This window comes from Actinomadura sp. 6K520, assembly GCF_004349245.1.
Lineage (GTDB): Bacteria > Actinomycetota > Actinomycetes > Streptosporangiales > Streptosporangiaceae > Spirillospora.
Window position 1 is genome coordinate 1 of record NZ_SMLC01000070.1, and the last position, 26,510, is coordinate 26,510.

The window sequence follows — 26,510 nt, forward strand, 5'->3', positions numbered from 1 at the left end:
GTCGTCCAGCGTGACGACGAGTCCTTCGCCGGTGGCGGGAGGGCCGGTGGGCGGGGGAGAGGGGACCCGGAGATGATCGCGCTGATCGGGCTGCTGGTCGGTGTGGCACTGGGCCTGCTGCTCCAGCCGGACGTGCCGCTGTGGCTCCAGCCGTACCTGCCGATCGCGATCGTCGCGGCCCTCGACGCCATGTTCGGCGGCCTCCGCGCCCGGCTGGAGGGCGTCTTCGACGAGAAGGTGTTCGTGGTCTCGTTCGTCGGCAACGCCGTCATCGCCGCGCTGATCGTCCTCCTCGGCGACCAGCTCGGCGTCGGCTCCCAGCTGTCGACCGGCGTGGTGGTCGTCCTCGGCATCCGGATCTTCGCCAACGTCGCGGGCATCCGGCGGAGGGTGTTCGGCGCATGACCGCCGCCGAGGACGAGCGCGCCACCGAGCGCTCCGCCGGGCCCGCGGACGAGCGGGCGGACGAGCCCGCGGAAGGGGCCGCGGAAGGGGCCGCGGCGGCGCCCCGGGACGGGGCTCCGCCGGAGCCGGCGGGCCTGCGCGGGCTCGCCGGGCTGTTGAGGCCGCGAGTCAGCCGCGGGCAGCTCGCCGGCGGGCTGCTGTGCCTCCTGCTGGGCTTCGCGGTCGTCGTCCAGGTCCGGTCGACCGATCGCGACACGACCTTCGCCACCGCGCGGCAGGACGAACTCGTCGGCATCCTGTCCGATCTGGGCCAGCGGTCCGAGCGGCTGAGGGGGGACCTGCGCGAACTGGAGGACACCAAGGCGGAACTGGAACGCGACGCCGAAGGCGAGACCGCCCTGCAGGAGGCGCGCGAGCGGACCACCGCCTACGGCCTCCTGGCGGGCACCCTCCCCGCCGAAGGGCCCGGCATCGAGATGGTGATCAGCGACCCGGGAGGCGGCGTCAAGGCGATCGACCTGCTCGACGCCCTGGAGGAACTCCGCGACGCGGGCGCCGAGGTCGTCCAGGTCGGCGACGTCCGCGCCGGGGTCGACACCTACTTCCTGGACGGCCGCCACGGCATCGAGTGCGACGGGGAGGTCCTCACCGCCCCGTACCGGTTCCTCGCCATCGGCGACCCGCACACGATGACGACCGCCATGAACATCCCCGGCGGCCTGGTCAGGACGCTGCAGGGGAAGGGCGCCGGCGTCCTGATCAACCCGCGCGCGAAAGTGTCCGTGGGCGCGGTACGGTCTCCGTAGAGGGGAACGGGGGAAGCGGCAGACCGGGCGGCACCGCACGGCCGTCGCGATCGGCCGTCCGCGCGGCGGCGTAGACCTGCGATCATTGACGAATGTAGTTTGGTCCAGTCGGCTCGCCGTTCCAGTTGACCCCTCGGGTAATACCCGCGTAAGTTGCGGCGACCGTCGCGTGAGCGGCCGGTGGGCCGGACCGTGGTCGGGGGCGGTTCCCCGGCGTGGGTTGGTTTGATGGAGCGCGTGGCGCAGGCGGCTCCCGCTGCGGCGGGGATCCGCGGGCGGTACGCCGAAGGTAGGAGGCCGAGCCGATCGATGCCGAGCGTCTACTGCACGCAGTGCGGTCACGCCAACCCGGATGATGCCCGCTTCTGCTCGAACTGCGGCACCCCGCTGACCCGGAGCGCGTCCGCGCCGCCACCGCACCGCGAGTCCCCCGGCGAGTCCACGTCCACCATCTCCATCGGCGGGTTCGAGGCCCTCGACACCGACGCCGGCGCCGAGGACCCCGTCGGCCCCGACCAGATGGCCATGGAGGCGCTCCCACCGGGAACCGCGCTGCTCGTGGTCAAGCGGGGCCCCAACGCCGGCAGCCGCTTCCTCCTCGACAAGGACCGCACCTCCGCGGGGCGGCACCCCGAGAGCGACATCTTCCTGGACGACGTCACCGTGTCCCGCAGGCACGCCGAGTTCTCCCGCCAGGGCCACGCGTTCTCCGTCCGCGACGTGGGGAGCCTCAACGGCCTCTACGTCAACCGGCAGCGGATCGACCAGGCCGCGCTGTCGGGCGGCGACGAGGTCCAGATCGGCAAGTTCCGGCTGGTGTTCCTGACCAACCCGGCGCACGGCTGACGCGGGCGGGAGGACGCGCGACGATGGGAGGGGCCGTGAACGCGCAGCCAGCCCGGTCCCTGATGACGATCGGGGACGTCCTCGGCCTGCTCAGGCCCGACTTCCCCGACATCACCATCTCCAAGATCCGGTTCCTGGAGTCCGAGGGGCTCGTCGAGCCGGAGCGCAGTCCGTCCGGCTACCGCAAGTTCTGCGACGCCGACGTGGAGCGGCTCCGGTTCGTCCTCACCGCCCAGCGCGACCACTACCTGCCGCTGCGCGTCATCCGGCAGCACCTGGAGGCGTGCGACCGCGGCGAGAACGTCCCGCCGCTCGGCGCGCCCGAACCGCGCCGCCCCCGCACCCTCGTCGCCGCCGACACCACCGCCGAGGACCCCGCCGTCCGCCTCACCCGCCGCCAGCTCCTCGACGGCGCCGGCATCGACGAGGCCCTCCTCGCCAGGCTGGAGGAGTACGGGCTCGTCCGCAGGGCCGGCACCCACTACGAGGGCGACGCGCTGAACATCGCGCGGGCCGCCGCGGCGCTCGGCGAGTACGGGTTCGAGGTCCGGCACCTGCGTGCCGTCAAGGCCGCCGCCGACCGGCAGGCCGGCCTCATCGAGCAGATGGTCGCGCCGCAGCTGCGCCGCCGCAGCCGCGGCGCCCACGAGGAGGCCGCCGAGACCGCCCGGGAGATCGCCGCGCTGTCCGTCAGGCTGCACGCCGCGCTGGTCGCGGCCGGTATCCGCGAAAGCCTGGACCGCTGATCATGGGGCTCGCAAAGGATTTTCCCGCACCGGCGGAATCACGAGCCGTCCGGGCACGGGTGTACGTTGGCTACAGGGTTCGGTCACGAATCGATCCGCTGCACAAGGTGATCGAGACAGCGAGGACCAGCAGGGAGCCGCAGTGAAGCAGATGGAGGTCGTCGGCGTCCGGGTCGAGATGCCCTCCAATCAGCCGATCGTCCTGTTGAAGGAGACGGAGGGCGATCGCTACCTGCCCATCTGGATCGGGGCGGTCGAAGCGACCGCGATCGCCTTCGCCCAGCAGGGGGTGCTGCCTGCCCGCCCGCTCACCCACGACCTGTTCCGCGACGTCCTGGACGCCCTCAGCGTGCAGCTGCGCACCGTCAACATCACCGATCTGCGCGAGGGCATCTTCTTCGCCGACCTCATCTTCTCCAACGGCGTCGAGGTCAGCGCCCGCCCCTCCGACTCCATCGCCCTGGCCCTGCGGACCGGCGCCACGATCTTCGCCAGCGAGGACGTCCTCGAGGAGGCCGGCGTCGCCATCCCGGACGAGCAGGAGGACGAGGTCGAGAAGTTCCGCGAGTTCCTCGACACGATCTCCCCGGAGGACTTCGGCCGCGCCGGCTGACGGCCCCGCGCGGCCCCGGCCCGGTCGTGACCGAGGCCGAGGCTTGACCGAATGAACGGCTGCGTCATGCCTGAGCGGGGACTAGGACGGAGTGCGTGGGGAATGTCACTCTCGGGTGTATGTTCATACCGTGGCGCGATTGGTTCTGCATCGCCCTGGACCTGGCGGTTTTCCGTGGGAGAGCATCGGGGTAGGAGAGGTCTGACGGCCGAGGTGCGCAGTTTGCCCACGTGAAGCCGGTTCATCCGGGCATGCGACGCGCCGACGGTGAACGTTGACCACACCCTGACCGGCACCTACCGTGCTGGTGGAACACCCGTGGTGTAATTCGTCAAACCCCCTTGACGAGCCGCCACGGGATGATAGAAGCCGGAGGTCCGCGTGGCGGTGAGCAGCGGCGAGGGCAAGGCGACCCCCGACAGGCACATGGCGTCCCGGCGTGCCGGAGAGCAGGGCCTGCTCTTCGACACGCAGGTCTCGGCGCCGCCGGAGGATGTCGGCTACCGCGGCCCGACGGCGTGCGCCGCCGCGGGGATCACCTACCGGCAGCTCGACTACTGGGCACGGACCAAGCTGGTCGAGCCGAGCGTGCGCGCGGCGCACGGGTCGGGCAGCCAGCGGCTCTACAGTTTCCGCGACATCCTCGTCCTGAAGGTCGTGAAGCGGCTCCTGGACACAGGGGTGTCGCTGCAGCAGATCCGTACCGCCGTCACCCACCTGCGCGACCGCGGCGTCCAGGACCTCGCGCAGATCACGCTGATGAGCGACGGGGTCAGCGTCTACGAGTGCACCTCGGCCGACGAGGTCGTCGACCTGCTCCAGGGCGGGCAGGGCGTGTTCGGCATCGCGCTCGGCCGGGTGTGGCAGGAGGTGGAGGGCAGCCTCGCGGAACTACCCGGTGAGCGCGCCGCCACCGGCGACGCCCCCGCCGAGCACCCCCACGACGAGCTGGCCGGACGGCGGCGCGCACGCCGCACCGGCTGACCGGCCCTCAGAGCGCCTCACGGCGCTGCAGATAGGCGAACGCCCCCCAGCCCGGCAGCACCGGCAGCCACAGCGTGAGAAGCCGGTAGAGCAGCACCGCGGACGTCGCCGTCTCCGCGGTCAGCCCCGAGATCGTCAGCGCCAGCGTCAGGGCGCCCTCCACGGCACCGAGGCCGCCGGGCGTGGGCGCCGCGGACCCCACCGCGTTGGCGGTGAGGAAGACCACCACCACCGTCGTCAGCGGCAGCGACCCGCCGAACGCGCGGATCGAGGCGTCCAGGCAGAGGACGAACCCCACCGTCAGCAGCAGCGTCCCGCCCATCCCGGTGAACAGCTTCTTCGGTGTCTGGAGGACGTCCACCAGCCGGGGCACGACCCCCGAGAACATGCTCTTCAGCCGCGAGGCGACCACCCGGCGGACCCGCGGGACGGTCAGCGCCAGCCCCGCCAGCAGCCCCAGCGACAGCACCACGATGACGATCGTGCGGGACGGCGCGAGATCCTGCGTCGCCTTCGTCGTCGACCCCGTCAGGAACCCGAACATGATCAGCAGCAGGATGTGCGTGACCAGCCCCACCAGCTGCGACGCGCCGACGCTCGCCACGGCCAGGCCGGGCCGCACCCCCGAGCGCTGCAGGTAGCGGGTGTTGACGGCGACGCCGCCGACCGCCGCCGGCGCCACCAGCTTCACGAACGACGCCGCGAGCTGGACGAGCACCGTCCGTCCCAGCGGGAGCCTCTCCGGCACGAACCCCATCAGCATGAACGCCGCGGCGAGGTAGGTGAGGGCCGCCCCGCCCAGCGCGGCGGCCGCCCAGTGCCAGCTCGCCGCGGCCGCCATCGTCGGCACGTCCAGGCTCGCCACCTGCGGGATCACGATGTAGGCCGCGATCGACAGCGCCACGATGCTGAAGATCGTCCGGGGCCGGAACCGTTCCAGCCGGAGCGGCGCGACCTCCGTCTCCGGCTTCAGCCGGACGATCTGCTCCCGGATGCGGGTCAGCAGCTCCCGGTCGCGGCGCAGCGCCGTGCGGGTCGCCCGGGACAGCGCCACCGGCTGCAGCAGCGGCACCGCGGCGGCCAGGGCCTCCTCGCCCAGCACCGCCGCGGCGGTGCGCACCGCGCGCTCCGGTCCCGCCCGCAGCGCCAGCGTCGTCAGCAGCTGCGCCAGGTCCAGCCGCAGCGCCAGGTCGCCCACCGCCGTCTCCCCGGCCCGCAGGTCGGTGATGTAGGCGCGGCCGTCCGCGCCGACGGCGACCGCCCCGTCCTGCAGCCGCCGGTGCGCCAGCCGCCCGGCCTGCATGGCGCGGAGCTGCCGCCACACGTCGGTCAGCAGCGCATCGGTGATCTCCTCGTCGGGGACGTCCGCGAGCCGCCGCCCCGGCACGTGCTCGTACGCCAGCAGCGCCGCCTCCGTGCCGACCTCCGACGTGCCGACCAGGCGGGGCGTGCGGGCGCCCGCCGCGGCCACCGCGTACGCCATCAGCGACTCCTGCTCCAGGGACCGGCGCAGCGACCGCAGCGCCCGCCCGGTCGTGGTGGAGCGGAGCCGCAGCAGCCGCCAGACCCGGTACAGCAGGCCCGCGGTCTGCTGGTCGCGGTCCAGGACGCGCACCTCCAGGTCCCATTCGCCGGGCCCGTCCCGGTCCCATTCACCGGGCCCGTCCCGGTCCGGGGCGGCGTCCCCGTCCGCGGGGCCCGGGGCGAGGACGACGCCGTAGCGGCGGGTCTCCTCGCCGCCGTCGGGCGTGCCGTCCAGGCGGGCGGCCCGCACCGGGCGCAGCCCGAGCCGTTCGAGCGCCGCGACGACCGCGGAGCCGGGGGGGCGCGGGTTCGGCGTGCCGACCGCGTACAGGGTGCCGTGGCCGATGGCGCGCCCGAGGAAGTAGGTGGCCGCCAGCGCGGCGACCGAGGCGTAGGCGGCGGTCAGCCCGGTCAGCGCGGCCAGCCCGATCATCGTCCAGGTCGCGGCCTGCCACCGGAGGCGCCCGGCCATCCCCACCGCGCTGACGAAGGCGATCACGGGGGCGATGTCGGTGTGGATCGGGGCCGTCTCCGTGCCGCCCCAGATCAGCGAGTCCAGGACGCCGCCGGGCGCCGCCCGCACCGACAGGTCGTCCAGCCCCACCGTGATCCCGAACGCGATCATGGCGGCCAGCAGCGCGATCGCGACGCGGGTGCCGTCCTTGTGGAACAGCCGCACGATCCCGAACGCGATCGGCACCGCCAGCACGCCGAAGCTGGACACGAGCGTGGCCAGCGACAGCAGTGTCCGGGGCGCGTGCGCGGTGCCCTCCTGGATGTCGGCGTGCAGGCCGTGCGTCGTCCCCTGCGCGAACGACACCAGCAGCATCACCACCGCCAGGCCGGTCAGCGACGCCGCGAACCTGATCGCGTCGGTGGAGCGGCGGATCCGGTACGGCTGGGCCGGCTCGTCCACGGGCACGCCCGCGGTGGCGCCGTCCCGCGGGCGCACCGCCTCGTCTTGGGTCTGCGTCACGCGCTACCGCCGCCCTGACCGTCCGTCATCGTGATCAGCGTCCCAGAACCGGCGGCGCGCAGTCGAGCGGCCGGCGCCCGCGCGAGCCTCGCGTCGTCACTTCGCGGCCCCGGTTCGTCCAGCGGCCCGCGGCCCGTCATATCCCAGGTCAAACGTATACAGCCTACTCGCCGGTACCGTGCGGGCGTTCGCGGGGGCACGGGGCCGTGCCGGTCCCTTCGACCGGATTTGGGTAGGGTTCGTGATGGACATGCCGTCGACCCTGGGCGGGAGAGACCCCATGCCGCCAGCATGGGGCGCCGAAGGGGCAACCTCCCCGGAACCTCTCAGGCAAAAGGACCGCTCGGGCGAGGCACCTCTGGAAAGCAGGCGTCGATCCCCGCACCCGGGGAAGGGCGGCTCACCGAAGGGGAAACCCCGCCGCGCGGGTGAAGCTCTCAGGTGCCGACGACAGAGGGGGAGACCGGCCGCCGGGCCCGTGCCGGCGCCGGGCCTGAGCGACCGCAGCAGCCAGGAGGCTCTCCATGACCGCCCAGTTCTTCGCCCCCGTGGCCTCGCCGCAGCATCCCCGGACCGCCTTCGCCGACCGGCACGTCGGCCCGTCCCCGGCCGAGCGGGCCCGGATGCTCGCCGCCATCGGCTACTCCGACGCCGAGGCACTGATCGACGCCGCGGTGCCCGCCGCGATCCGCACCTCCCGCCCCCTGGACCTGCCGCCCGCGCTGAGCGAGAGCGCCGCGCTGGACCGGCTGCGGGAGCTCGCCGCCCGCAACACCGTGCTGACGTCGATGATCGGCCTCGGGTACCACGGCACGATCACCCCGGGCGTCATCATGCGCAACGTCCTGGAGAACCCCGGCTGGTACACCGCCTACACCCCCTACCAGCCCGAGATCTCCCAGGGGCGCCTCGAAGCCCTGCTCAACTTCCAGACGGTCGTCAGCGACCTGACCGGGCTGCCGGTCGCGAACGCCTCCATGCTGGACGAGGGGACCGCCGCCGCCGAGGCGATGACCCTCGCCCACCGCGTCTCCAGGCGCAAGGACCCCGGGGTGTTCCTGGTCGACGCCGACGCCCTCCCGCAGACGATCGAGGTCGTGCGGACGCGGGCGGTCCCGCTCGGCATCGAGGTCGTCACCGCCGACCTGTCCGGCGGGCTGCCGGACGGCGACTTCTTCGGCGTGCTCCTGCAGTACCCGGGCGCATCCGGCGCCGTCCGCGACCTGGAGCCGGTCATCGCGCAGGCCCGCGAGCGCGGCGCCGCGGTCGTCGCCGCCGCCGACCTGCTCGCGCTGACGCTGCTGCGCCCGCCGGGCGAGTCGGGCGCCGACATCGCCGTGGGCTCGGCGCAGCGCCTTGGCGTCCCGTACGGGTTCGGCGGCCCCCACGCCGGCTACATGGCGGTCCGCGAGGGCATCCAGCGGCAGCTTCCGGGCCGCCTCGTCGGCGTGTCCGTCGACGCCGACGGCGCCACCGCCCACCGGCTGGCGCTGCAGACCCGCGAGCAGCACATCCGGCGCGAGAAGGCCACCAGCAACATCTGCACCGCGCAGGTCCTCCTCGCCGTCATGGCGAGCATGTACGCCGTCTACCACGGGCCGGAGGGCCTCGCGGCGATCGCCCAGCGGACGCACCGCCGGGCCGCCGAGATCGCCGCCGGGCTGCGCGCCGGCGGCGTGGAGATCGTCCACGAGACGTTCTTCGACACCGTCCTCGCCCGCGTCCCCGGCCGCGCCGCGGACGTCGTCGCCGCGGCCCGCGAGCGGGGGATCAACCTGCGCCGCGCCGACGCCGACCACGTCGGGATCGCCTGCGACGAGACGACCGTGCCCGCGCACGTCACCGCCGTCCTGGAGGCGTTCGGCGTCCCCGCGGACGGCGCCGCCGGGGCGGCCGAGGCGATCCCGGACGGCCTGCGCCGCGAGAGCCCCTACCTGACCCACCCCGTCTTCCACGCGCACCGCTCCGAGACCGCGATGCTGCGCTACCTGCGCAGGCTGCAGGACAAGGACATCGCGCTCGACCGCTCCATGATCCCGCTCGGCTCCTGCACGATGAAGCTGAACGCCACCGCGGAGATGGAGCCGATCACCTGGCCGCAGTTCGCCGCCATCCACCCGTTCGCCCCCGTCGACCAGGCCGCCGGGTACGTCGAGCTGATCGGCGAGCTGGAGGACGCGCTCGCCGAGATCACCGGGTACGCCAAGGTGTCCGTCCAGCCGAACGCCGGCTCCCAGGGCGAGCTGGCCGGCCTGCTCGCGATCCGCGGCTACCACGCCTCCCGCGGCGAGGAGCAGCGCGACGTGTGCCTGATCCCGTCGTCCGCGCACGGCACCAACGCGGCCAGCGCCGTCATGGCCGGGATGCGCGTCGTCGTCGTCAAGTGCGACGAGGGCGGCAACGTCGACCTCGACGACCTGCACGCCAAGATCGCCAAGCACGGCGAGCGGCTCTCGGCGATCATGGTGACGTACCCGTCCACGCACGGCGTCTTCGAGGAGACGATCACCGACGTGTGCGCGGCCGTGCACGACGCGGGCGGCCAGGTCTACGTGGACGGCGCCAACCTCAACGCCCTCGTCGGCCTCGCCCGCCCGGGCGAGTTCGGCTCCGACGTCTCGCACCTCAACCTGCACAAGACGTTCTGCATCCCGCACGGCGGCGGCGGACCCGGCGTCGGCCCCATCGGCGTCCGCGAGCACCTGGCCCCGTTCCTGCCGAACCACCCGCTCCGCGCGGAGGCCGGCCCCGGGACCGGCGTCGGCCCGATCTCCGCGGCCCCGTGGGGCTCCGCGGGCATCCTGCCGATCTCCTGGGCGTACATCGCGATGATGGGCCCCGACGGGCTGCGCGCCGCCACCGAGGGCGCCATCATCGGCGCCAACTACCTCGCCGCCCGGCTCGCCCCGCACTACCCGATCCTCTACACCGGCCGCAACGGCCTCGTCGCCCACGAGTGCATCGCCGACCTCCGCAAGATCACCAAGGAGACCGGCATCACGGCCGAGGACGTCGCCAAGCGCCTCATCGACTACGGCTTCCACGCCCCGACGCTCTCGTTCCCCGTCGCCGGCACCCTCATGATCGAGCCCACCGAGTCCGAGGACCTCGCCGAACTCGACCGCTTCTGCGACGCCATGATCGAGATCCGCCGGGAGATCCGCCGCGTCGCCGAGGGCGCCTACGACCGCGAGGACAACCCCCTCAAGAACGCCCCGCACACCGCCGCCGCCCTCATCTCCGACGACTGGAAGCACCCCTACAGCCGCGAGGCGGCCGCCTACCCCCTCCCCGCCGTGCGCGAGAACAAGTACTGGCCCCCCGTCCGCCGCATCGACCAGGCCTACGGCGACCGCAACCTGGTCTGCTCCTGCCCGCCCCCCGACGCCTACGAGGAGTAAAAGGGGGCTGTATTTCCCCAGGGGGGCGACCCCCTGGAACCCCCGTTGAGCACGGGGCGCCGTTTCCCGATCCGCTGGCGCGTCTCGTGAAACGGCGCCCCGTGCGACGGTTCGTGCGACCTGCGCTCGTTGCACTCGCTCCGGCCGCACGAACCGCGGGTGCTCATTGAGGTGGGTGAGCTGTGCTTTCCCAGGGGTCCCTGGAAGCCCCGTTGCGCTTGCTGTGACCGGGCAGGTTTCTCGGTGTCGCCGCGGTCGCCCCGCTCGCCGGGGCGGGGCTGAAATCCGGTCGTGGGATGGGAGCGGCGGGCCAATTTGTGATCTTGGTGGGGGTTTCTGGGTGTCGTCGCGAGACGCGGGGGTGCCGGCTCGCTAGGCTCTGGGCGGACCCCGACCTCCAGAGGGCGAGAGACCGATGAGCGAGTCACCGGAGCGCGTGTCCGACGACCCGGCGCAGGTGTGCGAGGAGGCCCGGAACCTCGCGGAGAACGGCGAGGCCGAGCGGGCGGCGGTGCTGTTCGAGGAGGTGCTCGCCCGGGGCGACACGGACTGCAGGGCGCAGGCCGCCCTCGGTCTCGCGGTCGTGCTGGACGACTCCGGCGACGTGGAGCGGGCGCGCGAGGCGGACCGGACCGCGATCGCCACCGGCGACCCGGAGTACGGGCCGCGCGCCGCGTATCATCTGGCCCTCACGTACGAGCGGGCCGGTGAGCAGAGCCTGGCCGCGCCCGCCTGGCGGGTGGTGGTCGACTTCGGCAACGCGGCGTACCTTCCGCCCGCCCATCTCGCGCTCGCCCGGATCGCCGACGACGCCGGCGAGTTCGACACGGCGCGGGAGCACTGGGAGGCGGCGGTCGCCACCGGCGACCCCGAGTACGGGCCGCCCGCCGCGCACGACCTCGCGCAGCGGCTGCTGGAGCGCGGTGACCCGGCGCGCGCCCAGCGGGTCCTGACCGCGGGGCTCAAGCTGATCGACCGGGCCACCGCCCCGTACGCGTACGCCCGGCTCGCCGTCGCGCTCGGGATCTCCTACCTCGACCAGGCGATCGGCGCGTTCGGCGCGGCGCTGGGGGAGGAGCCGCCCGACGCGGAGGTGGGGCCGCTGGCCACCGAGCTGCTCGCGCGGACGCTGCCGCTGCGGGGCCGCGCCGCCGAGGCCGGCGAGGTGTGGCGGCGCGGGCTCGCCGACCCGGGTATCGCGGGGCAGGTCCGGGCCCGGCTGCGCCGGGACTTCGGCGAGGACGGCGACCCCGCCGACCTGTGGTGGGAGCCGGTCCTGGAGGAGGCCGCGGCGGACGGGACGCTCCCGGCGCTCACCGGCGAGGCGTTCGGCGCCCTCGACCACATGTACGCGCTGCTCGCCGTCCGGTACGCGGACGACCCGGCGGAACGGCACCCCGGCGAGACGCACGAGGTGCTCGGAAGGGCGGTGCGGGTCCCGGACGGCTACCCCTGGGGTCCGCTGCTGCACGAGAGCTTCGCCGAGCGGCTCCGCCTCGCCATGGGCGGGCCCGGCGCCTGATCGCCCCGCAGCCCGTCGGCCGGAGCCCGGTCAGCCGGCGATGGCGCGCTCGGCGATCACCTTCGTGATGCGGGCGCGGACGAGGTACTCGGTGGGGACGGCGTTGCGCGCCCCGAACTCCTCGGCCTGGGCGGCGCCCATGTAGCGGCCGCCGATGACGGTGGCCCAGCGGCGCATCTCGTCCAGGTCCTCGACGAGGGCAGCCTCGGCCTGGAGCTGCACGTAGGAGAACGGCGGCGCCTGGTCGTCCACGCAGATCGACAGGCGCGGGTCGCGGGCCAGGGCGCGGCCCTTGACGGTCTCGCGGCCGGTGTTGAACACCACGTCGTCCCCGTCGAGGACGAACCAGATCGGCGTGACGTGCGGAGAACCGTCCCTGCGGGTAACGGCGGCCTTGCCGGTGCGGGTGCCCTCGGACACGAAGGCGCGCCATTCGCTCTCGGTCATCTGCTCCATACCTTGCAGTCTGCCGCACCGGTCGCCCGATGGTGGGGCTACGGTGAGCGGCATGGAGATCGTGACGGCGCACGGGCCCGCGCGGGTGGCGCTGGACGTGGCCGCCGCCCCGGCGTTCCTGCTCGTGCTGACGCACGGGTCGAACGGGGGAGTGGACGCGCCCGACCTGCTCGCCGTCCGGGAGACCGCGCTGGGCCTCGGCGGCGCCGTCGCGCGGGTGACGCAGCCGTTCCGGCTCGCCGGCCGCCGCGCGCCGGGGCCGGCGGCCAAGCAGGACGAGGCGTGGCTGGAGATCGTCGGCCGGGTCCGGGAACGGGCGGGGGACGTCCCGCTCGTGCAGGGCGGCCGGAGCAACGGCGCGCGCGTCGCGTGCCGGACGGCGCGGGCGGCGGGGGCGGTGGGCGTCCTGGCGCTGGCGTTCCCGCTGCACCCGCCGCGCGACCCGGCGAAGAGCCGGGCGGACGAGCTGCGTTCTGCGGGGGTGGAGGTTCTCGTGGTCAGCGGGGACCGCGACCCGTTCGGCGTCCCGGCCGCCGTGGACGCGGCGCACGTCGAGGTGCTGGCGGGGGAGCGGCACGACCTGAACCGGGACCCCGCCGCGGTCGGGAGGGCGGCGGAGCCGTGGCTGCGGAGATGGGCGGCCCGTCCGGTGCGGACGGGCGGCGGCGGGTAGCGGGTTCGGTGGATCTGCTCCGGGCCCGGTGCGGGCCCGGATGCGGTGGGTGGGCGGCCGTGCCCCCGAGGATGATCATCCGTTCGAACTAGTCCCCCGTGGAGACCGTTCAGGCGGCGGACGGAGCCTGCAGGTCCGTCGGCCGGTGCGGTGCGATGACTCCCCCGTCGGGCAGCAGCTCACCGGTGTCCTCGAAGAGCACGACGCCGTTGCACAGCAGGCTCCACCCCTGCTCGGGGTGCGAGGCGAGCGTCCGGGCGGCGTCGCGGTCGGGTGCGTGGTGCGAGGGACAGGGCGGCTGGTGCGGGCACATGGTGTGCCTCCGGTCTCGGTCACTGGTCGGTCGTGGTGCTTTCCTTTATTGACGCACCCAAGTGTGAAGCGGTTCGCCATCACCGGCCATAGCCCGTTGGGACGGTTGTCCGTTGGTCCTGCGGTACCGGAAACCTGTGACCCCGCTCACCCTGAGGTGCCAGGCATAGCGTCTCTCTCCGACGTAACGGACGAAGAACGACACGCCGACGGGACGGGAAACCGTCACGATCTCCGGCCGGACGACCCGTCCTCCGCCGGGCCGGGCCCCGCCGGGCCGGTCAGCGGACACCGCCGATGACGAGGTCGAGTCCGGCGTCGAATCGGGCGTCCCAGTCGACCGCGCGGTCCGCGCCGTCCTCGCGGGTGTCGCGGACCTCCAGCGCGGCGTGGCCGATGACGTAGCCGAGCAGGGTGTGCGCCGCGACCGCCGCCGTGTCGTCCGCGACGCCGCCGCGGCGGAGGACCTCCCGCAGCGACCCGGCCGTGGTGGCGAGCGCGGCCGGGTTGCGGCGGGTGACGAGGAGGGGCAGGACGCCGGCGTGCGCCAGCAGCCGCGCGCGGTAGCCGGCCGCCCAGGTGCGCAGGACGTCCCGCCAGTTCGCGGCCGCCGCGCCGGCCGCCTCCGCGGGGGCGGAGGCGACGTGGGTGACGAGCCCGTCGAGGAGCTGCTCCTTGCCGCGGGGGAGGTGGTGGTAGATCGCCATCGCCTCGACCTCGAGCGCGTCGCCGAGCCGGCGCATGGTGAGCCGGCCGAGGCCCTGGCCGTCGACGATCCGCAGGGCGGCCTCGATGATGCGTTCGGTGGACAGTGGCGTGCGGTGCTGGGCGTTGATGCTGGGCTGCCTGACCATGAGCACTGACCTTACTGCGTAAAGGGCCGAAGCCGGGTGTCCGCGGCCACGACACGCCCGCGACCCGCGTACCCTGGCCTCGACCTGATGTCGAAGACCGCCGAGGGAGTACCACCATGCCGCTGGGCCGACGGGTGAGCAAGGACGTCGCGGAGCCGTACGAGGCCGACCGGCGGCTGGCGGACGAGTACGAGGCGCGGCTGGCGGCGGCCGCCGAGGCGGAGCGGGTGCTGCGGGACGCGCAGGGGGAGGACGTCCCCGAGCCGGAGCTGCGCGAGCTGACGGTCGCGTTCGACAAGGCGCTGACGTCGGCGCTGGCCGCGGCGGAGGCGGCCGAGCGGGTCGCGATGGGCCCGAAGGCGTACTCGACCGACGAGCAGGACGCCGCGACCCGCCGGGCCGCGGAGATCAGTGCCCGGAAGGCCAAGGCGCGCCCGTCGGTGCGTCCGTGGACGGACGAGGTCGACCGGCTGCGCACGGCCCGCGAGGTGCACCGGTTCGGTTACCGGCCGCGGCCGGGCGTGCTCGCCTGAGCCGCCCGGACAGGTGACGACACAGCGTCACCGGGTGGCACCGGCCACCGAACTTTGAGAGTCTGCCCACTCGGGGAACGCCGGGGGAGCCCCGCGCCGCATGTCGCGACATCGCGACGGGCGCGGCCGCGCCCCGGCGGAGCGGGCACACGGTGCTCTGGACGCGGGGGGAAGTCACGTGGAGCGCACGCCACCGGACCGGTGCCGCGTTCTCGAGTGCTATCAGGACGGGGTGCGGGCGATCCGGGGGCTGGCGGAGCGGGTCACCGACTGGGAGGCGCCGACGCCGTGCCCGGACTGGCGGCTGATCGACCTGGCCGGGCATCTGCGGTGCGTCGCGGAGAACTTCCTGGAGTACCTCCAGGACGCGCCCGACAGCAGGCTGGCCACCCTGTTCGCCCGGGACGCCGCGGCCGCGGTGCTGATCAGGCAGCAGGCGCGGCAGAACGCGGCCGAGCTGGCGGTGCTGCCGCCCGAGCCGGGACCGGCCAGGATCATGGCGTTCGGGGTGTCGGCCGGGGCGTACGCGGACCTGATGCCCGACATGTGGGACCGGACGCACCTGATCTACCGGGGCACGAAGTACACCGTCGGCGACCACGCGGGCGCGGCCTGTGTGGAGTGGCATCTGCACGCCTGGGACATGGCGCGCGCCATGGGGGAGAGGTACCAGCCGCGCGATCCGGACCTGCTGGTGTCGGCGTGGCACTGGGGGGTGCCGCACCTGCCGCTGGCGTCGGGCGACCCGTGGGAGTCGGTGCTGCGGTCGTCGGGCCGGTCGCCCGGCTGGCCCGGGCGCTGCGACCGGCCGGGACGGCGGGCGGCCCGGCGGCGGTGACGCCGGCCCGCGCGTGCGGGCCCGGCCGGCTTCACAGGCGGCTCCCATCGCGTGTGCGCTCGATGTTGCACGCAGTGCACAGGATGCGACAGGGCCCGTAACCCGGTGTTCCTAGCTTCTCGGTTGTCCGCGGCCTCCGGGTCCGCGGACGCGGTCCGTTCCGACACACCGAGGAGACACCCCATGACGTTGCTCACCGACGAGACCGGCCGGCGAGGGGAGACCGCCGGGCGGCGCGGCCGGTGGATCGACCGGTGGGAACCGGACGACGACGCCTTCTGGGCCGAGACCGGGCGCGGGGTGGCCGCCCGCAACCTGGTGTTCTCGATCGTCACCGAGCACCTCGGCTTCTGCGTGTGGCTGCTGTGGAGCATCGCCGTGCTCTACCTGGCCGACAACGGGACGGCTCTGTCGGTGGGCCAGGTGCTGTGGCTGACCACACTGCCCAACCTCACGGGGGCGGCGCTCCGCATCCCCTACACCTTCGCGCCGGCGCGGTTCGGCGGGCGCAACTGGACGGTCGTCAGCGCGCTGCTGCTGCTCCTGCCGTGCGCCCTGTTCGTCTACGCGATCGAGAACCCCGGCCTGCCGTTCTGGGCGCTGCTGCTCATCGCCGCCGTCACGGGTCTGGGCGGGGGCAACTTCGCGTCCTCGATGTCGAACATCACGCACTTCTATCCGACCGACAAGCAGGGCCTGCCGCTCGGCCTCAACGCCGCCGGCGGCAACGTGGGGGTCAGCGTGACGCAGCTGACCATGCCGCCGCTGATCGCGGCGTTCGGCCTGGTCGCGCTCGGCTGGGTGTGGATGCCGCTCGTGCTGGCCGCCGCGGCCGGGGCGTACCTGTTCATGAACAATCTGACGGGGGCGGCGCAGGCCTACACCCTGCGGGAGATGGGGCGGATCTCCACGCGCCCGCACACGATCGTGATGTCGGTGCTGTACATCGGGACGTTCGGGTCGTTCATCGGCTACTCCTTCTCGTTCGGCGTCCTGATCAAGACGCAGTTCTCCGGCGTCCAGGCGTCCGACTACATCTGGCTCGGCGCCCTGGTGGGCTCGGCCGCCCGCCCGCTCGGGGGCTGGCTGGCCGACAGGTTCGGCGGCACGGTGGTCACCTTCTGGAACTTCCTGGCCATGGGCCTCGGCGTCGTGGCCGTCTGGGCCGCGGTGGAGGCCGCGTCCTGGCCGCTGTTCCTCGGGGCCTTCCTGTGGGTGTTCGCCACGACGGGCGTGGGCAACGGCTCGACGTTCAAGATGATCCCGGCGATCTTCAAGGTCCGGACACTGGCGGGACTGGACGCCGGTGACGAGAACGCGGTGCTGCGGGCGCGGCAGGCCGCCCGCAGGGACGCCTCCGCCGCGATCGGCCTCATCTCCGCCGTCGGGGCGTTCGGCGGCGTCCTGATCCAGCAGACGTTCCGCGTCTCGCTGGAGCGCACGGACGGGATCGGCGCCGCGCTGATCGTCCTGGCGGCCTTCTACGGTGTCTGCGTCGTGCTCACTTGGACCGCGTACATGCGCCGCGCGGGCACCGGGCGGGCACGCGCCAGCCTCGCCGACGCGGGCGTGTGACGCCGGGGCGGGCTACCCACCGGCCGCGCCGCGGCCCGCCCGGTGGGTAGCCCGCCCCGACACGGGTAGGAGCAGGCCGCGAGGCGACGGAGGCAACGAGAGGAACAGGAGCGATGGCGACCTGCGAAGTCTGCGGCAACGACTACGACATGTCCTTCGAGGTGCACGCGCAGGGCGAGGTGCACACGTTCGACTCGTTCGAGTGCGCGATCACCCGGATGGCGCCTGTCTGCGAGCACTGCCAGTGCCGGATCATCGGGCACGGCGTGGACGTGGACGGGCATTTCTACTGCTGCGCGCACTGCGCCCGCGCAGCCGACCCGGAGCGCGGGCGGCAGGCCAGGGACGCGGTGCCGGCCTGAGGAACGCGGGCCGGCCTCGTGGGCATCCACCCGGACGGTCGGCCCCGCGGACCGAGGGCCGTCCGGGCGGGCCGGTCAGCCGAGGGGGGCGCCGAACGGCTGCTCGCGGCCGTCCTCCAGGTAGACGGTGCGGCCCGCGGCCATGGCCCGCAGGCTGGGGTCCATCCGGCGCGCCACGTGCGGCGGCGCCAGTTCGGGGATCTTCTCCGGGGCGACGAGGATGTGGTCGGACAGCTCCTCGGGCGGCAGCCGGATGCCGGCGATCTCCTCGCCGGTGATCGTGCCGCCGAACACGAACACGTTGACCGAGTCGACGCCGTCGGCGCGCGGGGAGCCCCAGTCGACGCAGGCGAGGCCGTCCAGGCGGGGGACGAGCCCGAGTTCCTCCATGCACTCGCGGACGCAGGCCGACAGGGGGGACTCGTCGGCCTCGATGACGCCGCCGGGAAGGTACCAGCCTTCGCTGTAGGTGGGCTTCACCAGCAGGACCCGCCCGAGGTCGTCCAGGAGGAGCGCCGCCGCGGCGCCGCGGGAGCGCGGCAGTGAGGCGTAGTAAGCAAGGTCGGGCATGTACCGAGATTAGGCGTGATCATCGCCTCGCCGCCGGGGCGGGGCGGCGGCCGGGGCCGCTTCCGTTCGGAAGATCACCACGCCGCCGTGAATCCGTTCGAGAACCGGGTGAACGGCGACGAAACGGCCATGACCGGGGTCGACAACGCTTGACATGGGCTCGTCAAGGCCGTCCGGCACCGGGTGAACGCGCGCCGTGAACCGCATTTAACGCCCGGGTCACATCGGGGACCCGCCCGCGAAACGGCGCCCGCCGAGTCTCGGGGGCATGATGGGGACTCCTGTGCACTGTCCGTACTGCGCCCTGCAATGCGGCATGACCCTGACCCGGGACGCCACGGGACCGGGCGGGACCGCGCTGCGGGTGACGCCGCGCGACGACGTGCCCGCCAACCGGGGCGGCCTGTGCCAGAAGGGCTGGACGGCCGCGGAACTGCTCACCGTCCCGGACCGGCTGACCGCGCCCCTGATGCGCCGCCGCCGGGACGCGCCGCTGGAGCCCTGCACGTGGGACGAGGCGCTCGACCGCGTCGCGGGCGAGGCCGCGCGGCTGCGGGCGCTGCACGGCGCGGACGCCGTCGCGGTGTTCGGCGGCGGCGGGCTGACCAACGAGAAGGCGTACCAGCTCGGCAAGTTCGCCCGGATCGCGCTCGGCACCTCGCAGATCGACTACAACGGCCGGTTCTGCATGTCGTCGGCCGCGGCGGCGTCGGGCCGGGCGTTCGGCATGGACCGGGGGCTGCCCGGCCCGGTCACGGACCTCGCCGCGTCGGGCGCCGTGCTGCTCGCCGGGGGCAACGTCGCCGAGACGATGCCGCCGTTCATGCGGCACCTGACCGAGATGCGCGAGGGCGGCGGCGCGCTCATCGTCGTGGACCCGCGCCGCACCGCCACGGCACGCCGGGCCGACCTGCACCTGCAGCCCGCGCCCGGCACCGACATCGCCCTCGCCAACGGGCTGCTGCACCTGGTGATCGCCGAGGGCCTGGCCGACGAGGACTACATCGCCGCCCGGACCACCGGGTTCGGCGCCGTCCGGACGGTCGTGAACGCCTACTGGCCCGGCCGGGTCGAGCGGATCACCGGCGTGCCCGTCCCGCTGCTGCGCGAGGCCGTCCGGCTGCTGGCCCGCGCGCCCCGCGCCCACGTCCTGACCGCGCGGGGCGCCGAGCAGCACGCCCGCGGCACCGACATGGTCGGCGCGTTCATCAACCTGGCGCTCGCGCTCGGGCTGCCGGGCCGCGCGGGCTCCGGCTACGGGTGCCTGACCGGGCAGGGCAACGGGCAGGGCGGCCGCGAGCACGGGCAGAAGGCCGACCAGCTTCCCGGCTACCGCCGGATCGACGACCCGGCGGCGCGCGCCCACGTCGCGGACGTGTGGGGCGTCGACCCGGACGACCTGCCGGGGCCGGGGCGCTCGGCCTACGAGCTGCTGTCGGCGCTGGGCACCGCCGGGGGGCCGCGGGCGCTGCTGCTCTTCGGCTCCAACCCGGTGGTGTCGGCGCCGCGCGCCGCGGCCGTGGAGGACCGGCTCGGCGCCCTCGACCTGCTGGTGGTGGCCGACTTCGTGCCCTCGGAGACCGCGCGGCGCGCCGACGTGGTGCTGCCGGCGGCGCAGTGGGCCGAGGAGTCCGGGACGATGACGAACCTGGAGGGACGGGTCCTGCGGCGGCGCCGGGCCGTCCCGCCTCCGGACGGCGTCCGCACCGACCTGGAGATCATCGCCGCGCTCGCCGGCCGGCTCGGGGCGCCGGGAAAGTGGAGCACCGACCCGGCGGAGGTGTTCGGGGAGCTGCGCCGCGCCAGCGCGGGCGGCGCCGCCGACTACTCCGGCATCACCTACGAGCGGATCGAGGCGGAGGGCGGGGTGTTCTGGCCCTGCCCGGCGGAGGACCACCCCGGCACCCCGCGGCCCTACCTCGACCGCTTCCCCACCCCGGACGGGCGTGCCCGGTTCGTCCCCGCCGAGCACCGCGGTGCCGGCGAGGACGTGGACGCCGACTACCCCGTCCGCCTGACCACCGGGCGCGTCCTGGCGCAGTACCAGTCCGGCGCGCAGACCAGGCGCGTCGCCGCGCTGGCCGAGGCCGCCCCGGAGCCGTTCGTCGAGGTGCATCCCGACCTGGCCGGGCGGCTCGGCATCGAGGACGGGGCCCGGGTCCGGGTGGCGAGCCGCCGCGGGGCCGTGACCGTCCGGGCGCGGCTCACCCGCGACATCCGCCACGACACGGTCTTCATCCCGTTCCACTGGCCGGGGGAGGGCCGCGCGAACCTGCTCACCAACCCCGCCCTGGACCCCGTGTCGCGGATGCCGGAGTTCAAGGTCTGCGCCGTCCGGCTGGAACCCGACGTCCCCCCGGCGGCGTGAGCGCCTTTTAACACGCCGGTGACAATGGGGACCCAATCGCGAAACGGCCCCTGCCGAGGATCAGTCCATGAACGCCGGCGCCGCGCGCGGGACCCGGCCGGTACCGCCACCCGGTACCGACGCGGGACCGAGCCGCGGGGCGCCGGTGACCATGACCCGCCAGGAGGTTGCCGCGCGATGACCACGACACCCGAAGCGACGATCACGAGGGGCCCGGCCGTCCGGCCCGCCGCCGGGCCCGGGCTCCGCTGGTCCGACATCTGCTCCTACGCCGGGCTGACCCCCGAGCGCGGCGCGTGCGCGATGGTCGACGGGACGCAGGTGGCGGTCTTCCGCACCTTCGACGGCGCCGTGTACGCGCTGTCGAACCTCGACCCCTTCAGCGGCGCCCACGTGCTGTCGCGGGGGATCCTCGGCACCCGCGACGGCGCGCCGACCGTCGCGTCCCCCATGTACAAGCAGGTGTTCGACCTGCGGACCGGGGTGTGCCTGGACGATCCGAGGGTGGCCGTCCCGGCCTTCCCGGTCCGCCGCGCCGGCGACCGGGTGGAGGTGGCGCTCCCCGATGAGCACCGGCAATGAGCCGCTGGCCGGGTTCGCCGTCGGCGTGACCGCGGCCCGCCGCCACGAGGAGCTCGCCACGCTCCTGGAACGGCGCGGCGCCCGGGTCGTGCTCGCCCCCGCCATCCGCCTCGTCCCGCTCGCCGACGACGCCGAGCTGCTGGAGGCCACCCGGGCATGCGCCGAAGGCCCCCTGGACCACGTCGTCGTCACGACCGGGATCGGTTTCCGCGCCTGGCTGGAGGCGGCCGACGGGTGGGGGATGCGCGACGCCGTCACCGCCCGGCTGGCCGAGACGGGGATCGTGGCGCGCGGCCCCAAGGCGCGCGGCGCGATCCGCTCGGCGGGCCTGCGGGAGAGCTGGTCGCCGGAGTCGGAGGAGTGCGCCGAGGTGATCCGGCACCTGCTGCGGGAGGACCTGACCGGCGCGCGGGTGGCCGTGCAGCTGTACGGGGAACGGGAGCCGGAGCTGACCGGGGCGCTGCGCGCCGCGGGCGCCGAGGTCATCGAGCTCCCGGTGTACCGGTGGTCGCGGACCGAGGATCCCACGCCGCTGCGCCGGCTCGTCGGGCAGGCCGTGGCGGGCACGGTCGACGCGGTCACGTTCACCAGCGCCGCCGCGGTGGCCGCGACGCTCGCCGTCGCCGCCGAGGACGGGCTGGAGGAGCCGCTGCTGGACGCCATGCGCTCCCAGGTGGTGGCGGCGTGCGTCGGGCCGGTGACCGGCCGGGCGCTGACCGGGCGCGGTGTCCCGACCGTCCAGCCGGAGCGGGCCAGGCTCGGCGCGCTCGTGCGGACCCTGGTGTCGGAGCTGCCGCGCCGCAGGTCGCGCCGGCTGTCGGTGCGCGGGTTCTCCCTGGAGCTGCGCGGGCACGCCGTCGTCCTGGACGGGCAGTTGCGGCCGATCGCGCCGGCGCCGATGGCGATCCTGCGGGCGCTCGCGCGGCGTCCCGGGCACGTGGTGTCGCGGGCGGAGCTGTGCGGCGTGCTGCCGGGCCGCCTCGTCCCCGGCGGCGCGGCGGCCAGGGACGGGTGGACGCGGGAGGCGCGCCTGCGGGAGGCCCGCCCGCAGGCCGACGAGCACGCGGTGGAGATGGCCGTGGCGCGGCTGCGCCGGGGCCTGGGACGGCCCGGGATCGTGGAGACCGTCGTCAAGCGCGGCTACCGGCTGGCGTGCGACCCGCGCCTTGCGGACCGGCTCGCGGCGGGCGCCGGTGGCTGACCGCCGCGCCCGCCCGCCGGCGCCCGCGCTGCTGGCCGTCGCGCACGGCACCCGGGACCCGGCGGGGCCCGCCGCCGTCCGGGACCTGCTCGCCCTGGTCCGGGCCCTGCGGCCGGGCCTGCGGGTCGCCGAGTCCTACGGCGAGCTGTCGGCGCCGTCGCTGGAGGACGCGGCGGCCCGGCTGGGCGGGCACGGGGCCCCGGTGGTCGTGGTGCCGCTGCTGCTGGCGCGCGGCTACCACGCGCTGGTCGACGTCCCGGAACGGGCGGGGCGGCTCCTGCCGGGGGCGGTGACCGCCCGGCCGCTCGGCCCGGACGCCCTGCTCGCCGGTGCGCTCGCCGACCTGCTCGCCGGCCCGCCCGCCGCGGCGGGCGGTGCGGCGGCGGGGCCGCCGCACCCCGTGCTCCCGCTGCGCCCGGCGGACACCGTGGTCCTCGGCGCGGCGGGGTCCGCCGACCCGGCGGGCATCGCCGACGTGCGGGCGGCGGCGCGGCTGCTCGCACGTCGGCTGCGCCGGCGCGTCCCGCACGGGTTCGTCGCCGCGGGCGGGCCGCCGCTGGACGCGGTGGTCGCCGGGCTGCGCCGCGCGGGCGCGGGACGCGTCGCCGTGGCGTCCTACCTGCTGGCCCCCGGCCGCTTCCACGACCGGATCGCGGCGTGCGGCGCCGATGCCGTCACCCCGCCGATCGGCGCGCACCCGGCCGCGGCCCGCCTCGTCCTGCGCCGCTACGACGAGGCCCGGGCGCGGCTGGCGGCCGCCGCCGCGGTGTCCTGACCCTGCCTGGCCCTCCCCGGGGATGCCGGAGAATGGGGCGTATGCTCCAACCCGGAGGGGAGGCCCATGCCGGACGGGGAACCGGCCGTCGAGGTCGACGGCCTGAGCAAGAGGTTCGGCGACGTGGAGGCCGTGCGCGGGATCGAGTTCACCGTGCGCCCGGGGGAGATCTTCGGTTTCCTCGGCCCGAACGGCGCGGGCAAGTCCACCACGATCAACATGCTCTGCACGCTGCTGCGGCCCAGCGGTGGCCGCGCGCTGGTGGCCGGGCACGACGTGGTCCGCGAGCGCGACGCCGTCCGCCGCAACATCGGCCTGGTGTTCCAGGACACGACCCTCGACGGCTACCTGTCGGGCGAGCAGAACCTGCGCTTCCACGCCGAGCTGTACGGGGTGCCGCGGCCGGTCGTGGGCGAGCGCATGCGGCAGGTGCTGGAGATGGTCGGGCTGTGGGACCGGCGCGGCGACCTGGTGCAGAACTACTCCGGCGGCATGAAGCGGCGCCTGGAGATCGCCCGCGGGCTGCTGCACTCCCCGCGCGTGCTGTTCCTGGACGAGCCGACCGTCGGCCTGGACCCGCAGACCCGGGCGTCGATCTGGGACTACATCCGCCAGCTCAAGGACGCCGAAGAGATCACGATCTTCATGACCACCCATTACATGGACGAGGCCGAGTTCTGCGACCGGATCGCCATCATGGACTCGGGGACGATCGTCGCGCTGGACACCCCCGAGTCGCTCAAGGCCGGCATCGGCGAGGACCGGATACGCATCCAGACCTCCGACGACGAGGCCGCGATCGCCGCGCTGGAGAAGCGGTTCGGCCTGCCGGCCGTGGTGTCCGAGGGCGCCGTGACGTTCTCGGTGGCGGCCGGTGAGGAGTTCGTCCCGCGCCTGTTCGCGGAACTGGGCGTGCCGATCCGGTCGGTGCACGTGTCCCGCCCGTCCCTGGACGACGTGTTCATGTCCTTCACCGGCACGACGATCCGGGACGCCGAGGCCGGGGCGGGCGACCGCAACCGCATGACGATGCGCGCGATGAGGAGATGACCGTGCCGAGTTCCTCCGGTGCGAGCCCCGGCGGGCGGGCCGGTCCGGTCGCCGACGTCGTCCGGGTCCGGGTGCCCGAGCCGGGCCTGCGGCAGGACCTGCGCGCGGTGAAGATCGTCCTGCACCGGGAGCTGCTGCGGTTCTGGCGCGACAAGCTGCGGATGGTCTCCGGGCTGGTCCAGCCGGTCCTGTGGCTGCTGGTCATGGGCACCGGGCTGGCCAACCTCATGGCCACCGGGGGAGCGGACGGCGGCGTCGACCTGCGGACGTTCATCTTCCCCGGCGTGTGCGCGATGTCGGTGATGTTCACCGCGATGTTCTCCGCGGGGTCGATCGTGTGGGACCGCGAGTTCGGTTTCCTGCGCGAGATGCTCGTCGCCCCGGTGAGCCGCAGCTCGATCGTCATCGGCAAGTGCATCGGCGGCGCGCTGGTCGCGACGCTGCAGGGCGTGGTGATAGTGGCGCTCGCGGGCCTCGCCGGCGTGCCCTACGACCCGGTGCTGCTGGCCCAGCTGATGGGGATGATGTTCCTCGGGGCGTTCGCGCTGACCGGCTTCGGCGTGATGATGGCCGCCCGGATCACGCAGATGCAGTCGTTCTTCGCCCTGATGCAGATGGCGATGCTGCCGATGATGTTCCTGTCGGGCGCCCTGTATCCGCTGAACGGCCTGCCGGCGTGGCTGAGCATCCTCACCAAGCTGAACCCGCTCACCTACGCCGTGGACCCGATGCGCCGGGCGGTGTTCTCCCGCCTGGACCTGTCGCCCGAGCTGCAGCGGACCTTCAGCTCGGGGGTGACGTGGAACGGGTGGCTCGTCCCGGTCTGGCTGGAGCTCCTCCTCGTCGCGGGCATCGGCGCCGGGCTGCTCGGGGTGGCGATCCTGCAGTTCCGCCACACGGACTGATCCCGTCGCCGCCGGACGGCGGAGGGCCCGCCGAACCTCATCCGGTTCGGCGGGCCCTCCGGTCGTCCGTGTCGTGCCGGGTCAGACGGCGAAGTCCAGCAGGGGGCGTGCGTTGCTGGGGTGCCGCAGCTTCGACAGCGACTCCTTCTCCAACTGGCGGATCCGCTCGCGGGTCAGCCCGAGGGCCTTGCCGATCTCGTCCAGGGTGCGGGGCGTCCCGTCGTACAGCCCGAACCGCATCGCCATGATCTTGGCCTCGCGGGGGGAGAGGATGTCCAGCGTCCGGCGCAGCTGGTCGGCCATCAGCTGCCGGTCGACCAGCTCGGACGCCTCGGGGCTGTCGGTGTCCTCGATGAGGTCGCCGATGCGGGTCTCGCCGTCCTCGCCGATGGTGGAGTCCAGGCTGATCGGCTGGCGGCTGGTGCGCAGCAGCTCGCGGATCTGCTCGGGGCTCCGGTCCAGCTCGGTGGCCAGCTCCTCCGGGGTGGGCTCGCGGCCGAGCCGCTGGTGCATGTCGCGCTCGACGCGGCTGAGCTTGCTCAGCATCTCCAGGACGTGGACGGGCAGCCGGATGGTGCGGGCCGAGTCGGCGAAGCCGCGCTGTATGGCCTGCCGGATCCACCACATCGCGTACGTGGAGAACTTGTAGCCCTTGGAGTAGTCGAACTTCTCGACCGCGCGGATCAGGCCGAGGTTGCCCTCCTGGACGACGTCCAGCAGGGACAGGCCCCGGTCGGAGTACTTCTTGGCGACCGACACCACGAGCCGGAGGTTGGCCTCCAGCATGTGCGCCTTGGCGCGGCGGCCGTCCGCGGCGACCCACTCCAGGTCGGCGCGCATGCCGGGGGAGTGGTCCCCGGTCTCCAGCTTGTGCTCGGCGTACAGGCCGGCCTCGATCCGCTTGGCGAGGTCGACCTCCTGCTCGGCGGTGAGCAGCTGGCGGCGCCCGATGGCCTTGAGGTAGGTGTGGACCGAGTCGCCCATCGTGGTGGAGTGGTCGTCCAGGTCCGTGGTCTCGGGCTCCGCGGCCTCGACCTCGGTGACCTCGAAGCCCTCGTCGGCTGCGGCGCCCCCGGTGGTGCTCGCGCTCACGCGCTCACCGGCCGCCTTGGCGCCCGTCTTCCGGGGGGCGCGCTTGGCGGTGCCCGACCTCACCGTGGCGGATTTCACAGTGCCGGAGCTCACGCCGGATTTCACGGTGCCGGATGCGGCCTGGGCGGGGTCCCCTCCGTTGTGGTCGGCGGCCGCGGCCATCTTGCGGACGGCGTCGGACTCGCCGGCGAGGTTGATGCCGGCCTCGGACAGCTCGCGCAGGATGGAACGGCCCTGCGCGGGGCTGATGCCGGCGGTCTCGAAGGCCCCCCTCACTTCGTCGAGTGAGAGGCGCCCTTGGGCACGGCCACGCTGGAGGAGGTCGTCGAGCGCGGGGCCCGCCGACTCCGTGAGCGGGGTCTCGACGGCGCTTCGCGGCATGGGGACACCCCTCTCCCTTCGGTGTGTGAGTGCGGCGCGGATTGTCGATACCTGGTGGCGCACGCACTTAACGGAACGTCGCACGGCCGGGTTCTTGTTCCCGGCGCCGTCGGGGAGCGGCGGTCCGCGGGGGAGCGATCCAAGACGCCGTGATACCCGC

The 26,510-nt window shown here is 74.2% G+C and carries 26 protein-coding genes and 1 riboswitch; of the genes, 20 read left to right on the forward strand and 6 right to left on the reverse strand.

The annotated features are described in order from the left end of the window. The first annotated feature begins 72 nt into the window (after window positions 1-72). The 6 genes from E1289_RS19500 (at window position 73) to E1289_RS19525 (ending at window position 4,400) form a co-directional block, all read left to right on the forward strand. Entirely contained in the window at window positions 73-405 is a 333-nt protein-coding gene (locus tag E1289_RS19500; RefSeq protein ID WP_131982141.1) for a small basic family protein, read from the forward strand. Then, window positions 402-1,211 (forward strand): DUF881 domain-containing protein, encoded by an 810-nt coding sequence (locus E1289_RS19505; RefSeq protein WP_131982142.1) that lies wholly within the window; start codon window positions 402-404, stop codon window positions 1,209-1,211. Before E1289_RS19500 ends, E1289_RS19505 begins: the two co-directional genes overlap by 4 nt. Before the next feature lie 309 nt (window positions 1,212-1,520). After that, a complete protein-coding gene (locus E1289_RS19510) occupies window positions 1,521-2,057 on the forward strand; it encodes an FHA domain-containing protein (RefSeq protein ID WP_131982143.1) in 537 nt (178 codons plus the stop codon). 35 nt (window positions 2,058-2,092) lie between these two features. After that, on the forward strand, window positions 2,093-2,803 hold the full coding sequence (locus E1289_RS19515; RefSeq protein ID WP_207929039.1) for a MerR family transcriptional regulator: 711 nt from the start codon (window positions 2,093-2,095) through the stop codon (window positions 2,801-2,803). A gap of 142 nt (window positions 2,804-2,945) precedes the next feature. Continuing rightward, on the forward strand, window positions 2,946-3,416 hold the full coding sequence (locus E1289_RS19520; RefSeq protein ID WP_021599257.1) for a bifunctional nuclease family protein: 471 nt from the start codon (window positions 2,946-2,948) through the stop codon (window positions 3,414-3,416). Window positions 3,417-3,797: 381 nt separating this feature from the next. Further along, entirely contained in the window at window positions 3,798-4,400 is a 603-nt protein-coding gene (locus tag E1289_RS19525; protein WP_131982146.1) for a MerR family transcriptional regulator, read from the forward strand. A gap of 7 nt (window positions 4,401-4,407) precedes the next feature. On the opposite strand, the gene E1289_RS19530 is transcribed toward E1289_RS19525, so the two are convergent. After that, window positions 4,408-6,900 (reverse strand): lysylphosphatidylglycerol synthase transmembrane domain-containing protein, encoded by a 2,493-nt coding sequence (locus E1289_RS19530; RefSeq protein ID WP_131982148.1) that lies wholly within the window; start codon window positions 6,898-6,900, stop codon window positions 4,408-4,410. Between the two features lie 257 nt (window positions 6,901-7,157). Continuing rightward, window positions 7,158-7,252, forward strand: a riboswitch (glycine riboswitch). A 172-nt stretch (window positions 7,253-7,424) separates the two neighbouring features. Here E1289_RS19530 and gcvP point away from each other — a divergent pair. Together gcvP and E1289_RS19540 are read left to right on the forward strand one after the other, a co-directional pair. After that, window positions 7,425-10,301 (forward strand): aminomethyl-transferring glycine dehydrogenase, encoded by a 2,877-nt coding sequence (gcvP, locus tag E1289_RS19535; protein WP_131982150.1) that lies wholly within the window; start codon window positions 7,425-7,427, stop codon window positions 10,299-10,301. Window positions 10,302-10,716: 415 nt separating this feature from the next. After that, a complete protein-coding gene (locus tag E1289_RS19540; protein WP_131982152.1) occupies window positions 10,717-11,823 on the forward strand; it encodes a tetratricopeptide repeat protein in 1,107 nt (368 codons plus the stop codon). Between the two features lie 30 nt (window positions 11,824-11,853). On the opposite strand, the gene E1289_RS19545 is transcribed toward E1289_RS19540, so the two are convergent. After that, on the reverse strand, window positions 11,854-12,279 hold the full coding sequence (locus E1289_RS19545; protein WP_131982154.1) for a PPOX class F420-dependent oxidoreductase: 426 nt from the start codon (window positions 12,277-12,279) through the stop codon (window positions 11,854-11,856). A gap of 52 nt (window positions 12,280-12,331) precedes the next feature. Here E1289_RS19545 and E1289_RS19550 point away from each other — a divergent pair, with 52 nt between their 5' ends. Continuing rightward, window positions 12,332-12,952: an alpha/beta family hydrolase gene (locus E1289_RS19550; protein ID WP_131982156.1), complete on the forward strand. Its 621-nt coding sequence runs from the start codon at window positions 12,332-12,334 to the stop codon at window positions 12,950-12,952. 109 nt (window positions 12,953-13,061) lie between these two features. Here E1289_RS19550 and E1289_RS19555 read toward each other — a convergent pair whose 3' ends face one another. Then, entirely contained in the window at window positions 13,062-13,265 is a 204-nt protein-coding gene (locus tag E1289_RS19555; protein WP_131953761.1) for a DUF5999 family protein, read from the reverse strand. Window positions 13,266-13,545: 280 nt separating this feature from the next. Then, window positions 13,546-14,118: a TetR/AcrR family transcriptional regulator C-terminal domain-containing protein gene (locus E1289_RS19560; RefSeq protein ID WP_131982158.1), complete on the reverse strand. Its 573-nt coding sequence runs from the start codon at window positions 14,116-14,118 to the stop codon at window positions 13,546-13,548. Between the two features lie 116 nt (window positions 14,119-14,234). Here E1289_RS19560 and E1289_RS19565 point away from each other — a divergent pair, with 116 nt between their 5' ends. The 4 genes from E1289_RS19565 (at window position 14,235) to E1289_RS19580 (ending at window position 17,426) form a co-directional block, all read left to right on the forward strand. Next, the gene (locus E1289_RS19565; RefSeq protein WP_131982160.1) at window positions 14,235-14,651 is read left to right on the forward strand and encodes a plectin; all 417 of its coding nucleotides are present in this window, start codon (window positions 14,235-14,237) and stop codon (window positions 14,649-14,651) included. A gap of 232 nt (window positions 14,652-14,883) precedes the next feature. Next, a complete protein-coding gene (locus E1289_RS19570) occupies window positions 14,884-15,489 on the forward strand; it encodes a maleylpyruvate isomerase N-terminal domain-containing protein (RefSeq protein WP_243712968.1) in 606 nt (201 codons plus the stop codon). A 183-nt stretch (window positions 15,490-15,672) separates the two neighbouring features. Beyond that, on the forward strand, window positions 15,673-17,064 hold the full coding sequence (locus E1289_RS19575; protein ID WP_131982164.1) for a nitrate/nitrite transporter: 1,392 nt from the start codon (window positions 15,673-15,675) through the stop codon (window positions 17,062-17,064). A gap of 113 nt (window positions 17,065-17,177) precedes the next feature. Continuing rightward, window positions 17,178-17,426 carry a hypothetical protein gene (locus E1289_RS19580; protein ID WP_131982166.1) on the forward strand — a complete coding sequence of 83 codons (249 nt, stop codon included), beginning with the start codon at window positions 17,178-17,180 and terminating at the stop codon, window positions 17,424-17,426. Between the two features lie 75 nt (window positions 17,427-17,501). On the opposite strand, the gene E1289_RS19585 is transcribed toward E1289_RS19580, so the two are convergent. Continuing rightward, window positions 17,502-17,996, reverse strand: a complete 495-nt coding sequence (locus tag E1289_RS19585; protein WP_131982168.1) for an NUDIX hydrolase — start codon at window positions 17,994-17,996, stop codon at window positions 17,502-17,504. A gap of 15 nt (window positions 17,997-18,011) precedes the next feature. Here E1289_RS19585 and E1289_RS38280 point away from each other — a divergent pair, with 15 nt between their 5' ends. From E1289_RS38280 to E1289_RS19615, 7 genes are all read left to right on the forward strand, one after another. Further along, the gene (locus tag E1289_RS38280) at window positions 18,012-18,149 is read left to right on the forward strand and encodes a hypothetical protein (protein ID WP_165970542.1); all 138 of its coding nucleotides are present in this window, start codon (window positions 18,012-18,014) and stop codon (window positions 18,147-18,149) included. A 118-nt stretch (window positions 18,150-18,267) separates the two neighbouring features. Further along, window positions 18,268-20,364: a molybdopterin oxidoreductase family protein gene (locus tag E1289_RS19590; RefSeq protein WP_131982194.1), complete on the forward strand. Its 2,097-nt coding sequence runs from the start codon at window positions 18,268-18,270 to the stop codon at window positions 20,362-20,364. Window positions 20,365-20,541: 177 nt separating this feature from the next. After that, window positions 20,542-20,946: a nitrite reductase small subunit NirD gene (nirD, locus tag E1289_RS19595; RefSeq protein ID WP_131982170.1), complete on the forward strand. Its 405-nt coding sequence runs from the start codon at window positions 20,542-20,544 to the stop codon at window positions 20,944-20,946. Beyond that, window positions 20,930-22,147: a uroporphyrinogen-III synthase gene (locus tag E1289_RS19600; RefSeq protein WP_131982172.1), complete on the forward strand. Its 1,218-nt coding sequence runs from the start codon at window positions 20,930-20,932 to the stop codon at window positions 22,145-22,147. The genes nirD and E1289_RS19600 overlap by 17 nt, the downstream gene beginning before the upstream one ends. Then, complete coding sequence (locus E1289_RS19605) at window positions 22,140-22,922, forward strand: CbiX/SirB N-terminal domain-containing protein (protein WP_131982174.1); 783 nt, start codon at window positions 22,140-22,142, stop codon at window positions 22,920-22,922. The genes E1289_RS19600 and E1289_RS19605 overlap by 8 nt, the downstream gene beginning before the upstream one ends. A gap of 66 nt (window positions 22,923-22,988) precedes the next feature. Continuing rightward, complete coding sequence (locus E1289_RS19610; RefSeq protein WP_131982176.1) at window positions 22,989-23,972, forward strand: ATP-binding cassette domain-containing protein; 984 nt, start codon at window positions 22,989-22,991, stop codon at window positions 23,970-23,972. Between the two features lie 2 nt (window positions 23,973-23,974). Further along, window positions 23,975-24,877 (forward strand): ABC transporter permease, encoded by a 903-nt coding sequence (locus E1289_RS19615; protein WP_243712969.1) that lies wholly within the window; start codon window positions 23,975-23,977, stop codon window positions 24,875-24,877. Between the two features lie 81 nt (window positions 24,878-24,958). Here the strand turns inward: E1289_RS19615 and E1289_RS19620 are convergent, their stop codons facing one another. Next, entirely contained in the window at window positions 24,959-26,350 is a 1,392-nt protein-coding gene (locus tag E1289_RS19620; protein WP_131982180.1) for an RNA polymerase sigma factor, read from the reverse strand. Window positions 26,351-26,510: the final 160 nt, after the last annotated feature.

What these genes read in the sequence shown, in the direction of transcription:
- gcvP (WP_131982150.1), top strand. Translation starts at nt 7,425, where the DNA reads ATGACCGCCCAGTTCTTCGCCCCCGTGGCCTCGCCGCAGCATCCCCGG.
- E1289_RS19505 (WP_131982142.1), top strand. Translation starts at nt 402, where the DNA reads ATGACCGCCGCCGAGGACGAGCGCGCCACCGAGCGCTCCGCCGGGCCC.
- E1289_RS19550 (WP_131982156.1), top strand. Translation starts at nt 12,332, where the DNA reads ATGGAGATCGTGACGGCGCACGGGCCCGCGCGGGTGGCGCTGGACGTG.
- E1289_RS19510 (WP_131982143.1), top strand. Translation starts at nt 1,521, where the DNA reads ATGCCGAGCGTCTACTGCACGCAGTGCGGTCACGCCAACCCGGATGAT.
- E1289_RS19540 (WP_131982152.1), top strand. Translation starts at nt 10,717, where the DNA reads ATGAGCGAGTCACCGGAGCGCGTGTCCGACGACCCGGCGCAGGTGTGC.
- nirD (WP_131982170.1), top strand. Translation starts at nt 20,542, where the DNA reads ATGACCACGACACCCGAAGCGACGATCACGAGGGGCCCGGCCGTCCGG.
- E1289_RS19545 (WP_131982154.1), bottom strand. Translation starts at nt 12,279, where the DNA reads ATGGAGCAGATGACCGAGAGCGAATGGCGCGCCTTCGTGTCCGAGGGC.
- E1289_RS19575 (WP_131982164.1), top strand. Translation starts at nt 15,673, where the DNA reads ATGACGTTGCTCACCGACGAGACCGGCCGGCGAGGGGAGACCGCCGGG.
- E1289_RS19500 (WP_131982141.1), top strand. Translation starts at nt 73, where the DNA reads ATGATCGCGCTGATCGGGCTGCTGGTCGGTGTGGCACTGGGCCTGCTG.
- E1289_RS19620 (WP_131982180.1), bottom strand. Translation starts at nt 26,350, where the DNA reads ATGCCGCGAAGCGCCGTCGAGACCCCGCTCACGGAGTCGGCGGGCCCC.
- E1289_RS19565 (WP_131982160.1), top strand. Translation starts at nt 14,235, where the DNA reads ATGCCGCTGGGCCGACGGGTGAGCAAGGACGTCGCGGAGCCGTACGAG.
- E1289_RS19585 (WP_131982168.1), bottom strand. Translation starts at nt 17,996, where the DNA reads ATGCCCGACCTTGCTTACTACGCCTCACTGCCGCGCTCCCGCGGCGCC.
- E1289_RS19580 (WP_131982166.1), top strand. Translation starts at nt 17,178, where the DNA reads ATGGCGACCTGCGAAGTCTGCGGCAACGACTACGACATGTCCTTCGAG.
- E1289_RS19590 (WP_131982194.1), top strand. Translation starts at nt 18,268, where the DNA reads ATGGGGACTCCTGTGCACTGTCCGTACTGCGCCCTGCAATGCGGCATG.
- E1289_RS19555 (WP_131953761.1), bottom strand. Translation starts at nt 13,265, where the DNA reads ATGTGCCCGCACCAGCCGCCCTGTCCCTCGCACCACGCACCCGACCGC.
- E1289_RS19610 (WP_131982176.1), top strand. Translation starts at nt 22,989, where the DNA reads ATGCCGGACGGGGAACCGGCCGTCGAGGTCGACGGCCTGAGCAAGAGG.
- E1289_RS19560 (WP_131982158.1), bottom strand. Translation starts at nt 14,118, where the DNA reads ATGGTCAGGCAGCCCAGCATCAACGCCCAGCACCGCACGCCACTGTCC.
- E1289_RS19600 (WP_131982172.1), top strand. Translation starts at nt 20,930, where the DNA reads ATGAGCACCGGCAATGAGCCGCTGGCCGGGTTCGCCGTCGGCGTGACC.